The sequence below is a fragment of the Coprobacter fastidiosus genome, assembly GCF_982245605.1.
This window is the reverse complement of record NZ_CEVCIF010000032.1, coordinates 1-11,742: the sequence shown is the minus strand read 5'-3', so window position 1 is coordinate 11,742 and position 11,742 is coordinate 1. Positions and strand designations below refer to the sequence as shown.

Genomic DNA, 11,742 nt, shown 5'->3' with positions numbered 1-11,742 from the left:
TAGCATATGAAAACTTTTAAATATTTATTTATATTAGCCGCTTTGGGAGTCTCGATTACTTCTTGTAATGATCTGGAGCTGGAACCAAAAGGATTACTATACGAAAATGTTTTGTTTCAGTCAGACAATGGTATAAAGAAATATATGGCCCTTATATACCAAGATTTGCCTATTGAAGACTTCAATTATAAACAAAATGGTGATGAAAAAGGCTTTGCGACAGTCAATCAAGGAGGTTGGCATACTGGTAATAAATGGCAAGCCCAAAAAGGTAGCCCGGCTGCCGCTGGAGCAGAAGCTGCCGGTCGCGATCCTTCATATGGTGATGGTTGGGGATATTGGCCTTATGACAGGATCCGTGATATCAATAATTTCATAGAGAAACTTCCTGAATATCGTAGCTATTATACAGAAGAAGATTACAATGCGTATATGGGAGAAGCACGTTTCTTACGCGCTTTCTACTATTTCGGTATCGTAAAAAGATATGGAGGAGTCCCTATTGTAGATAAAGTATTGGATCCAAGTGCTCCGACGGCCGAACTCCAACAGCCGAGAGATACCGAATACGATTGCTGGAAGTTTATCTACAATGATTTGTTATATGCAATGAATAATGCATCTGCATCCAAAGCTGAAATCGGTAGAGCAAATCGGTATGCTGCAGCGGCATTAATGTCAAGAGCGATGTTATATGCCGGAACAATTGCCAAATACGGAGGCTATGTCGGGACGACAGGTCCTGCAGTTACTGCAGGATTGATGGGAATCCCGTCGGACAAAGCGGCAGAGTTTTTCCAATATGCCTATGATGCTTGTGTGTTCTTGAAAAAAGCCGGTTTTACATTGCATACCGGGTCTGATAAGGAAAAAGCTTATCTTGAAACTTTCTTGATAGACAATGAAGAAGATATCTTTGTTAAACAGTATGGACCCAAGACGACTACTCCGGCAAACACGAGCTTGTTTCATTCTTGGGATACTATGATTTTACCGAGAGGTGAAGGTCTGGCCAGTGATGTCGGATGTGCTTTACAACCGGTTTGGGAAATGATAGGTTTATATGAAATGCCGGCAATAAAAGATGCAGAAGGTAAACCGATTCGCTTCAATAGTGTCGATGAATTGTGGAATACAGACGAGATGGAAGCTCGTTGCCGTGCCAATTTCTTCTTTCCTGGCATGACCGAGTCTGTTTCTGGGGTTAGCATTGACATACGGGGTGGTGTATATAAGGAATATCCGGGTTTGGCAAGTGATGGAGAGTCTGAAATTCCCGGAAGTATTAACGATTATACTGACACTTACAGAGTAAGGGCAGCAAGTCCCGGTGAAACTCAAGTCATTAACGGACAATCTGTTCAAGTAAGTGGGAAGCATGGATTGGCCGAAGGAACCGGTGATGAAGGATATTCCCGTACAGGTGCGTTTATACGCAAATATGTCAATTATAATGCTGACGCATCGAGTAGAGTTCTGCATGGAAGTTCTCAGTCATGGAAAGTATTCCGTTACGGAGAGATTCTGTTGAATTGGGCAGAAGCCGCTTATGAACTTGGACTCATCAAGAATGATAATAACCTAAAACGAGAAGCGTTTGATCATATCAACGAAATTCGTGATAGAGCCGGTGCCCATCGCCATGATATGGTAGAAAGTCCGCAAGATATAGGTTCTGAAATTTATGGTTTCCCTATCGATGAGAATCTTCAGTATATCCGTGATGAGCGTGCTCGTGAATTATGTTATGAGAACCATCGTATTTTCGACTTACGTCGTTGGAGAGTTGCGGATATCATGTTCCAGAATGGTATGTATACTCACACATTATTGCCATATTATGTGATGGATGAAAATAAGTGGATTTTCTTGAATGAAGTGGAACGTGAAGGACGTAAAGTAACGTTTGAAAAACGTTGGTATTATGAACAGATTCCAAGTGGTGAAATCGGAAAGAATCCAAATTTGATCCGCAATGATGGTTATTAATTTCAAACCTATATAAACGATCACAATATGAAAAAGACAATATATAGTATTCTGTTTGTTGCATCCGTGTTAGCAAGTTCTTCATGCATGAAAGTAGATAACTTCGATGCTCCTGAAGCTCATGTAACCGGCCGTATCATAGATAGTACTACAGGTGAAAATATTTTGGCAGACCAGGGCGAATGCAGAGTCCGTATCTGGGAGAAAAGTTTCAGCCTGAATCCTGCAAATCAGGATATTCCTGTGAAACAAGATGGTACATATAATAATTCAAAATTATTTTCCGGAACATACGATGTCGTTCCGGAAGGAGCCTGGTGGCCTTGCGATACTATCCGTGTCGGGATTGGAAAGAAAACGGTAACTCAGAATTTTGAGGTAACTCCCTATCTGAAGTTAATAGATTTTCAAGTGAATCTGGAAGGCGAAAATCTTACGATGTCCTGCCGTCTGGATGCACCTATAACCGAGGGATTGCCACAAATAATGGAAGTCCGTCCATATTTGAGCTTAAATCAGTTCTGTGGAGCATCCAACTGCATTAACTATTATAATACCAATGATTTTAGAGTTAATGTGATGAAATCATGGGACAAGATCGAAAAAGAGGGAGATGGCAGAACTATTCCATTTGAGGTTACTGTTCCTGTAAAACGCGGATATATTTACTTTGTTCGTATGGGAGCAAAAGTTAAGGATTCGTTTGAAAAACATAACTATACCGAAATAGTAAAGGTCGAAGTGCCTCAGTAATAGACATATTAAAGTTAATAAAATTCGATTCGGGAAAGGAGAAATCTTTTCCCGAACGTAAAAAAAACGAATAGTTGCTTATGAAATTGAAATATAATTTATACATATTTTGGGCTGTAATAGGCTTGTGCTGTATTTCTTGTAGTAATAAAGATGATGACCATATCCCTCCTGCCATTCAAGAACCGGAAAAACCGGCAGCTCCTGAAATCTATAATGATTTAGGATTTACACCCCACGTAGATGGAGAACCCTTCAATACTTATCGCGGGTTGGTTATGGCCGGATATCAAGGATGGTTTGGCGCTCCCGGTGATGGATGTCCGCACAGTGACCATTCCAATACCGCATGGTACCATTATCGTGAAAACGACCGCTTTGAACCCGGAGTTTTGAGAAATTCAATTGATTTCTGGCCAGATATGAGTGAGTATGAAACTCAATATACTCCCGGCAAATTTATTCTTCCTAATGGTGAAAAAGCGACAGTATTCAGCTCTTATGATGAATCTACCGTTATGTTACATTTTAAATGGATGAAGGATTACGGATTAGATGGTGTCTTTATGCAGCGATTCGTAGGTGAAGTTATAAATAATCCTGACGGAAAAGCACATTTCAATAAAGTACTGGCTTCTGCAATGAAAGCGTCAAATCAGTATCAGCGTGCTATTTGTGTCATGTATGATTTGGGAGGATTTATGTCTGATAATACTCGTAATGCAGATGCTGTTTTGGCCGATGCACAGGAAATATTGGATACATATCGATTGAAAGACAGGAATGTGCAGAAATACTATTTGTATGAAAACGAGAAACCGCTGATCGTATTATGGGGCGTCGGATTTAACGATAATCGTCCTTATAACATGAATGATGTAGAGCAACTGATGAATGGACTGAAGGAAAAAGGTTTCAGTATCATGTTGGGAGTTCCGACTTATTGGAGAGAAAGAAGAAATGATGCAATACCAGATGCCAAACTACATGACCTTATCAAGATGGCTGATGTGATTATGCCTTGGTTTGTCGGAAGGTATGGGAAAAGTGATTATTCTAACTTCCATAATTTGATTCAGCAAGATATTGCATGGTGTAAAGAAAATAATGTAGCCTATGCTCCTTTATGTTTCCCAGGCTCTTCAGACCGTAATATGCACCCGAATAATTCGATTAATCCGCGTTACGGAGGCCAATTCTTGTGGGATCAGATGTATTTCTGTATCAAGTCCGGTGCGCAAATGTTGTATATTGCCATGTTCGATGAAATAGACGAAGGTACAGCTATTTTCAAATGCTTGAATGAAAGTGATGTGCCAAGCAATGAAGCTGAAGACGATTATTATGTTGTATATCAAAATAATAGTTATCGCATGACTCAATCTAAGGTAGAAGTGACCGGGGCTAATGAATGGTGTCAGTTGGCTAAGGATCTAAAGGTTAAATTTCAGGGAGTGGAAGACGGGCTTCCGACAGACCATTATTTATGGCTTACCGGGCAAGGTCGCAAGATGCTTAGAGGAGAGGTTCCTTTGAAGTCATCCTGGCCGGCAAGATAAATCTGTGTATTTGTCCTACTGCTTGGTTTCTATGATCAGGCAGTAGAACAAATCAAGTTAAAAAATAAATAGTCGATTGTTGTTCTAAATCTGTAATATAATTGATTGATGATATATTCTGTTACTAAAAAATATTGTAGTCTCAAGACATGTAGAATCCGGATAAGCATATTCCTTTTATTTAATGGTTTTGTATTAAGTTTGTCTGCATCTCCCAAGCATGCAGCAGATACAAATTATCCGTCTTATCACGGACTTGTTATGGCCGGGTATCAAGGATGGTTCCATAAACCGGAAAAAGGAATGATGTATCCTGATGAGAAGAATGTGCGAATTGACATGTGGCCTGATGTAAGCGAATATCCAGAAACTTATCCAACAGGTCTGAAACATGCCGACGGTTCTACTGCACGCTTCTTTTGTTCTTCCGACGAGAGTACTGTAGACCTCCATTTCCGTTGGATGAAAGAGTATGGAATAGACGGTGTCTTTATGCAGCGTTTCTTCAACGCTGCCCGTAAAGATAACACAAAAGGGAATGCTGTTATCAGTCATGCCTTTAAAGCAGCTTCCAAGTATAACCGCGCAATCGGCATCATGTATGATTTGTCATGGCTGAAAGCTCATGGTGAGGATTGTTCATCTTTGATTGAAGACTGGAAATTCTTAGTCGATTCTTTAAAAGTTACAAATCAGGACGGAGCTCATACTTATATTTTCCATAATGGAAAGCCATTGGTTACAATTTGGGGAGTAGGTTTTCCTGACAGACCTTACGATATTCGGGACATCGGCCTGAAACGTTTTATAGATTTTTTATGTAATGATCCCGAGTATGGAGGATGCAGCATTATGTTGGGAGTACCTACCTATTGGCGTGAACTTGGTGCCGACTGTGTGCATGATCCTTATTTGCATGAAATTATCCGCGAAGCAGATTTAATTATGCCTTGGATGGTACAAAGATTTACTCCTTTGTTGCATAATGACATGGATCGTTATCGCGATGTTATACTGCGTGATATGTCATGGTGTAAGGAGAACGGTATAGAATACGTTCCTTGTGTTACACCCGGATTCAGTTGGCATAATTTAAGTCGATATGCATTTCCGGACGACGTTAAACCATCCGGTTCAATACCCCGCCAAGGTGGTCGTTTTTATTGGCAGCAGATCTCTACGGCCATAAACTGCGGTGCCAGAATGCTGTATATAGCTATGTTCGATGAAGTGAATGAGGGCACGGCTATCTTTAAATGTACTGATAATCCACCGGTAGGCAAGAATATTCAATTTGTGGGAATGGACAATATGCCTTCTGATCACTATTTATGGTTGACAGGAGAGGCTTCGTTAATTCTCAAGGGAAAGAAATCCTTGACATTTACATTGCCCAAGCGTCCGCATTAAAACTGATTGTTTGACTTTTGAATATAAAGAAATAATGAAGAATAATATTCTATATCTCATAATGTGTTTGATCTTTACAGGATGTGGAACATCCCGTAAAGATATGATATGCCAAATAAGGAATGGGGGCATAAAAGGGTGAGTTCCTCCGTCAATTCATTGATATTTGTTTCATGATTAATACTAACTGTTTATGAAAATTTTACACACTATTGGAGCTTTATGCTTTATTGGTTGCATGATGTCGTGCCAGTCGGTCAAGAATAAGATTACAGAAAAAAGTGGTATAGACAGCTTGGCATCCAACCCTTTTATTACGCATATGTATACAGCAGACCCTTCGGCGCATGTATGGGAGGATGGAAGACTTTATATCTATGCATCCCACGATATCGATCCTCCACGGGGATGTGATCTGATGGACCGTTATCATGTCTTTTCTACCGATGATATGGTACATTGGACAGATCATGGAGAGATACTGAATTCATCTCAGGTTGCTTGGGGGCGTAAAGAAGGAGGTTTCATGTGGGCTCCCGATTGTGCCTATAAAAATGGAACTTATTATTTTTATTTCCCGCATCCGAGTGAAACGGCTTGGAATGATTCCTGGAAAATCGGAGTGGCAACCAGTCGGTATCCTGACCGAGATTTTAAAGTTCAAGGATATATAAAAGGTATGGATTCATTGATCGATCCGTGCGTATTTATTGACGATGATGGACAGGCCTATATATACCATGGAGGAGGTGGTATATGTAAAGGCGGAAAGCTTAAAGATAACATGATGGAACTGGATGGTGAAATGCTCCGAATGGAAGGATTGGTAGATTTTCATGAAGCACCATGGGTACATAAATATAACGGAAAGTATTATCTGTCATACTCGGATAATCACGATGAAAATATGAATGATGGAGTCAAAGGTGATAACCGAATGCGTTATGCTATCAGTGATAGCCCGTTGGGACCATGGAAACATCAAGGTATCTATATGGAACCTACCGACAGTTATACAAATCATGGCTCTATTGTAGAATATAAAGGCGAATGGTTTGCTTTCTATCATAATAGTGCATTGTCTAATCATGATTGGTTGAGATCCATTTGTGTAGACCGATTGTATTATAATGAAGATGGAACTATCCAGATGGTAAAGCAAAGAAAATAAGCCTGAACGACTAAGTAGATTCAGTAAATAATAAAAATTAGCCAACTAATTCACAATGATATAATTATGAATTAGTTGGCTCTTTATATCAAACTCATGTTATTTTAATATAATAAACGTAATATTCCATTGGCTTGCAACATGACTGATAAAATTAATAGAGATGAACATGTTATAGAACTTGCCGGACAAATGAAGATTCACACATATATAAATGTAGGAAAATCCGAGAACTGTTGAAGGAAGAACTCTAAACGATTTACCAACTATCAATAAAATCAGAATATTCGTTGGCTGGCAATAATTCTTCGAATTCCAGACTATCATCCGGTTTCAGCATAATAATCGGATATTCATGAGCATTGGAATTCAACATACCCGGAGAGTCTTCCAAAACATTATTCACGCCTAAGATCGTGCCCGAAAGAGGCATATACAAATCACAAACCTCGCTAATCGATTCTATAGTGGCAAATACAGTGTTCTTATCAAAATATTCATCGATTCCATCGACAGAGACATATACGATATCTCCCAAACGTTCTTGAAGATAATCGGTTATCCCGACCCAACAATAATCGCCTTCGGGTTGTACCCAAACATGGTTTGTTGTATATCTGCGCCCCTCCGGATAATTCCTGACCGAGCGGTTTTGCCGTCCCGGATTATACCGCACCGCTGACTCGGAATTTTTATTTATTCCGATACTCTCCGGTTCGGAAGCATCTTCAACCTCTTCTGTACCGGTATCGATCCCGACCTGTTTTCCCGAATCATTCCTCAAATTAATACCCCAAACGAAACAAGCAATCAACACCAAACAGGCAATAATCATAAACTTTTTCATGGCAAATCCGATTTAAATGTTACACAAAAACATATTTTTTATTTCATAACTCGTTTAAGAATCCGTCTAAGAGCCTACTTAATTCTGTCCTCAAAAAAAACGTATTCCGTCTTTATCGGTAAACGTAAATATTCTCTCTTCAACACCTCCGGTAAGACACTTCAGCCAATACAACGCCCCGGCAGGCACATCTTCATATTCCACATTATAATCCTCAGCCCGTTTTATCCCCAACGATTCCCATCCGTCCATACCATAATAAAACAGTTCATAGACAGAGCCCGGGAAAACCGAATTTCCGTCATTTCGAGGCACACATACGATCCGGGTTATCCCGACAAGACTTTTCAGATCGATTACCATTTCTTTCTTATTATCTCTTACATAGCGGACATACGTCAACGGGTCACGATCGGTACTTTTTTTAAAACAAGAGTCTGTCGGCACGCAACCGACCGCATGTCCTTTTTCATCATATACAACAATCTCGGACAAATCGGCAACAGGTTTGCGGCTCAACAATTTCAGATAACGGAACTTACCGGACAAACTCACGCTATTATCGAATATCGCATCCCCGCTGCCCTTCTTCAACACGCATAATCGCCGGGCTCGATCGAAAGATCGCTCATCCGATCCCCAGATTTCCATCCCTTCGAGCGATTTACAATAACCGTTCAACTTTTCGTTGTAGGGATATTTTCGGGAGATCCTGATTTTCCGGGTACGGGAATGATCGGGAATCAGATAAACCATACCATCTTTTTCGTTCACTATAAACGGATAGTTGAAAGCCTTCAGTTCTCGTCGCCAATAACATACCGGAAGATAGACATTCCCGACTGCCATACGATCGAAAGTCGCTCGTTTCATCTTTCTCTCCGCCACGGCAACCGGTATCCATTGCCCCGCATTAAAAACCGCAAGGAAACAGAGATTCGGAAGTTTGCCTCCCGACATTCTCGAAATGGGAACCGTCACATCCCGCGTATTCAGATAACAATCTGTCACGTCCTTAATAAAAGGATTGCCGAACATCTCGGGAAGATATTCTCTCGTACGGTAATCGGCATAACGGTTCGTTCTCGAATACATATACCGATAAATCTTAGGAGCACGCCTGCCCGGGTCTATCTCCGACTTTCCGAATCTCCCGTCAGACGAAATTACCGATACCCAGCAATGTCCTCCGTTCCGGTTGGCATACGCAGGAATGAAGTCGATCGCCGATGGTATCCCCGATGCCCGATAACGCAACAAATTGGCAGCGGCAAAAAAGTAACAACCCTTATCCGTAGTCACCCCCGGTAAATGTCGCACATACGCATATCCTCCCATATCGCCCGATTCCCGATCGGTATATACATACGAAGCGACTGCAGCCGGGTCATATTTCAAATTATCGCACGATATCATGTCCGAAAAAGCCTGCGGAGCTATCGTCAGAGAATCCCTCCAATAATCCAACGGTTCGTTCAAAAACCGATACGGCAATAAATACTCAAAAAAAGTTTCGTCATCGATATCCCGCAACCAAGGGAACTTTGCCCGCTGTTCAAAAGCCCGGTCGATATGCCGGATCAGGAAATCGGGAGAAACGGCATCCGCATCCGAAAGCCGCTCCGCTCCCTCTCCGTAATAAGAGGCAAACATCTCCAAAGCCTTTTTGTCCGGATAAGAAATACCCTTTGTTTGTGCAATCGATACGACTTGCCCAAAATAATCCTCATCCCGAACCGAAAAATGTCCCGGCATATTCTTGATCAAGAATTTTGCCGCAACAAGTTTCAGACTATCTTCAGCCTTATGGCCGTAATGTTCGTAAACGGCCTTTTCCAATATCTCGAGATTTCGTTCCTTTTCCCGATTACAGCCGGTGCATACGATAACGGCAAGCCCTGAAAAAAGACAAACTATTTTCATGAACCTATCTATAACACTATGTGCCGATTGCCGATACTCCATCTTAATATTATATAATACAAATATAATAAAAATAATGCTCCGCAAAAATTTATTTACAATAAATTTATAATATCAAATATTTTTGGGTCATAAATTTTGATATTTAATAAATAATCTCTATTTTTATCGATGAATTGATACCGAATCGACCTCATTTTGCAAATGATGCTGATCATACGATAACCAAATTTTATTATCGAAACACAATATTATTTATAACCTTATATCTCCCGTTGCCATGAAAAATAGATGCATCGTATTCTCCCTTGTAGGGTTAATTATTCCGATCATATTTCTCGCCTGCAAAGACGACCTCTTTTTCCCGCAAGAACAGAGTGAGGGAGTTCCCAATTCCTCCCTTACCGTCCGGAAAGCCCGAGAGATATTCGAGCAATTCGTTTCTTCAGATTCTCTTGTTCTGAAAAAATCGCGTGTCGAGAAACCCGGACTGTGCCCGGGTGACTTCACTCCTATTTGGGATAAAGCGAACGAATCGGCGGATTCTCTTATCGAATGTGTCGATGTGCCCATCAGCACGCAATTCTTATATCGGGGAACTTTCGTTTCCAAAGAGCCATCTAAAAAAGGTGAGACAGAAAGGTATGCGACCGACATTTTTCAGAAACTGCTGGTCGTTTATGATAAACGAAGCCGGTTGACCGGATGCTTTATTATAAACCTGATTCCGACAAAGCAGTATTACAATAAGCACAAAAACGATATCGCCCTGCGTTTTGCGAATTGCGAAAACGACTTCTGCGGTATCGTTCTATACTCGTATCTTAAAGATAACAGCACGGTGAGAATAAACGTCTTGAGGGACGGAAAGGCCGTGAAAGCGGCTTCGGTCTACAATAACGAGAATACGTTTGAGGAGAATCACCGGATAATGCGTTCGTTCGTCGAAGACGGCGTGGTCTATCGGATGCCGAAGGCTACGGCTGCAAGGGGAGGGGAGTATATCGGAGGTGGCCACGGTACAATTATATGGAACAGCTACAGTTTGCCGGATATTGAAGTACCGGGACACAGGCCCGATCCTGAGCCTGAACCTGAACCCGGAACGGATCCGGAGATCCCGGAAGTTCCTGAACCTGATCCCAACCCCGGTAGCGGTGGGGGCGGCGGGGGTGGCAGCGGAGAAAATCCCACCGATCCGGACGAAGATACCGACCCGGTAATTATCCGTCTGAATGTGTCGGGAAGCAAAACTTATACTCTTCTCGATAAATATACGCTATCGGTAAGTATTTCTCCTGCAAACAAAAATCCCGGAATATTTTATTACGAAATGTCCATGCAGGGGAAAAACCAATGGAAAGGGCTTGAAAACGAAACGGTAAAAGCTCGCTTTCCCGGAAAATTCGATCTGCGGGCATACGCTTATATCGATTATCAGCCTTTCTACAGCAATATCATACAGGTAGAGCATATCTTTCCGTCGAGGGACGAGATACTGCAAGAAGCCCGGGGACATTTCGATGAGTTATGGCAAAAAACCTTAGACGACTATTCCGAAACCTCGTGTCGGGAATACGGCTGTACTGTTTATCTTGAAACTTGGGACAAAGGGAAAGAAGGATATACCTACGAAGATATTCCGGGAGAAGTAACTCCTCCGACATCTCCGATCGTAACAGTAAAGTCTAAAATGACTGATGATCATAGAAACGATTTCCGATTGGGTGGGAAATTCGGAGTTGCATGGTTTCATACACATCCGCCGATGAAATATGCCGGGGAAGACGATGTCAGACGTGCAGGTCCATCTCAAATTGATGAAGATTCTATCGCAAAAGCTGAATTACCCGGTTTCGTTTATGATTGTATCGGTATATATAACGAAGATAATAAAACTTACTATACTTACGGAGGGGATGAAATAGACAAAGGGAAAATATATTCGTATGGTCTGGAAAGACGTCCCAATAGCGAATTTGAAATAGAACCAATTAATTAAAATACAATGAAACGGATACTAATCACTTTATCAGCCCTGCTACTGATCACGACAGCCGGGTATGCACAAAAAAACATATTCGAAAAGA

The 11,742-nt window shown here is 41.2% G+C and carries 8 protein-coding genes; 6 read left to right on the top strand and 2 right to left on the bottom strand.

What is annotated here, in order from left to right; translation table 11 throughout:
* The first annotated feature begins 6 nt into the window (after positions 1 to 6).
* From AC0UMU_RS09200 to AC0UMU_RS09180, 5 genes are all read left to right on the top strand, one after another.
* A complete protein-coding gene (locus AC0UMU_RS09200) occupies positions 7 to 1,989 on the top strand; it encodes a RagB/SusD family nutrient uptake outer membrane protein (RefSeq protein ID WP_009318204.1) in 1,983 nt (660 codons plus the stop codon).
* Positions 1,990 to 2,016: 27 nt separating this feature from the next.
* Positions 2,017 to 2,742, top strand: a complete 726-nt coding sequence (locus tag AC0UMU_RS09195) for a DUF3823 domain-containing protein (RefSeq protein WP_009318205.1) — start codon at positions 2,017 to 2,019, stop codon at positions 2,740 to 2,742.
* A gap of 80 nt (positions 2,743 to 2,822) precedes the next feature.
* Positions 2,823 to 4,301 (top strand): glycoside hydrolase family 99 protein, encoded by a 1,479-nt coding sequence (locus tag AC0UMU_RS09190; RefSeq protein ID WP_009318206.1) that lies wholly within the window; start codon positions 2,823 to 2,825, stop codon positions 4,299 to 4,301.
* 108 nt (positions 4,302 to 4,409) lie between these two features.
* Positions 4,410 to 5,711, top strand: a complete 1,302-nt coding sequence (locus AC0UMU_RS09185) for a glycoside hydrolase family 99 protein (protein WP_473979916.1) — start codon at positions 4,410 to 4,412, stop codon at positions 5,709 to 5,711.
* 193 nt (positions 5,712 to 5,904) lie between these two features.
* Complete coding sequence (locus AC0UMU_RS09180) at positions 5,905 to 6,882, top strand: family 43 glycosylhydrolase (protein ID WP_278716708.1); 978 nt, start codon at positions 5,905 to 5,907, stop codon at positions 6,880 to 6,882.
* A 259-nt stretch (positions 6,883 to 7,141) separates the two neighbouring features.
* On the opposite strand, the gene AC0UMU_RS09175 is transcribed toward AC0UMU_RS09180, so the two are convergent.
* Entirely contained in the window at positions 7,142 to 7,729 is a 588-nt protein-coding gene (locus AC0UMU_RS09175; protein ID WP_009318209.1) for a glycine cleavage system protein H, read from the bottom strand.
* A 90-nt stretch (positions 7,730 to 7,819) separates the two neighbouring features.
* A complete protein-coding gene (locus tag AC0UMU_RS09170) occupies positions 7,820 to 9,652 on the bottom strand; it encodes a hypothetical protein (protein WP_473979915.1) in 1,833 nt (610 codons plus the stop codon).
* A 280-nt stretch (positions 9,653 to 9,932) separates the two neighbouring features.
* On the opposite strand from AC0UMU_RS09170, the gene AC0UMU_RS09165 reads away from it, so the two are divergent.
* On the top strand, positions 9,933 to 11,654 hold the full coding sequence (locus AC0UMU_RS09165; protein ID WP_278716712.1) for a hypothetical protein: 1,722 nt from the start codon (positions 9,933 to 9,935) through the stop codon (positions 11,652 to 11,654).
* Positions 11,655 to 11,742: the final 88 nt, after the last annotated feature.

What these genes read in the sequence shown, in the direction of transcription:
- AC0UMU_RS09195 (WP_009318205.1), top strand. Translation starts at nt 2,017, where the DNA reads ATGAAAAAGACAATATATAGTATTCTGTTTGTTGCATCCGTGTTAGCA.
- AC0UMU_RS09185 (WP_473979916.1), top strand. Translation starts at nt 4,410, where the DNA reads ATGATATATTCTGTTACTAAAAAATATTGTAGTCTCAAGACATGTAGA.
- AC0UMU_RS09190 (WP_009318206.1), top strand. Translation starts at nt 2,823, where the DNA reads ATGAAATTGAAATATAATTTATACATATTTTGGGCTGTAATAGGCTTG.
- AC0UMU_RS09200 (WP_009318204.1), top strand. Translation starts at nt 7, where the DNA reads ATGAAAACTTTTAAATATTTATTTATATTAGCCGCTTTGGGAGTCTCG.
- AC0UMU_RS09165 (WP_278716712.1), top strand. Translation starts at nt 9,933, where the DNA reads ATGAAAAATAGATGCATCGTATTCTCCCTTGTAGGGTTAATTATTCCG.
- AC0UMU_RS09170 (WP_473979915.1), bottom strand. Translation starts at nt 9,652, where the DNA reads ATGAAAATAGTTTGTCTTTTTTCAGGGCTTGCCGTTATCGTATGCACC.
- AC0UMU_RS09180 (WP_278716708.1), top strand. Translation starts at nt 5,905, where the DNA reads ATGAAAATTTTACACACTATTGGAGCTTTATGCTTTATTGGTTGCATG.
- AC0UMU_RS09175 (WP_009318209.1), bottom strand. Translation starts at nt 7,729, where the DNA reads ATGAAAAAGTTTATGATTATTGCCTGTTTGGTGTTGATTGCTTGTTTC.